This window comes from Sphingorhabdus arenilitoris (assembly GCF_042651485.1).
GTDB lineage: Bacteria > Pseudomonadota > Alphaproteobacteria > Sphingomonadales > Sphingomonadaceae > Sphingorhabdus_B > Sphingorhabdus_B arenilitoris.
Window position 1 is genome coordinate 1 of sequence record NZ_JBHSDH010000016.1, and the last position, 540, is coordinate 540.

1 protein-coding gene is annotated in these 540 nt (G+C 60.9%); it reads left to right on the forward strand.

From position 1 onward, the window contains the following. Window positions 1-540 (forward strand): hypothetical protein (locus ACFOWX_RS13285; protein ID WP_381425103.1); only part of this gene is annotated, 540 nt, incomplete at both ends.

Genomic DNA, 540 nt, shown 5'->3' on the forward strand with positions numbered 1-540 from the left:
ACCGGCGCTGTCGGAAGCGGCACCGCCAATGGCACCACGGTCGAAGGCATTGGCGCTGGTGAAGCGGTCACTTTGGCGGCGGGCGATAACCTGGTTGTCGATCAGACTGGCAATGATGTGACCTACCGGCTTGCCAGCGATGTCACCGGCCTCAACAGCCTGACCGCGACAACGGTCAATGCGGGCGATGTAAACGCAAATGCGCTCAACATCACCGGCGGACCAGTGATCAACGGTGCAGGCATTACGCTGGCGGCGGGCGATATGTTCGATGCGGGCGGCAATGTCCTGACTAACCTTGCCAATGGCAATGTCGCGGCAGGCTCCACCGATGCCGTGACCGGAGATCAGCTGTTCACCGCCACACAGGCATCGGGTGCAGCAGCCGATAATCTGGGCCAAAGCGTCGCTGATAATCTGGGCGGAAGCGCGGTGTATAACCCTGCGACCAACAGCGTGGGCGGCCTGTCCATCGCAGTTGCAGGCGGTAATGAAACCAACGTCACCGATGCGATAGAAGCGCTCGACACCGCAAGCCAA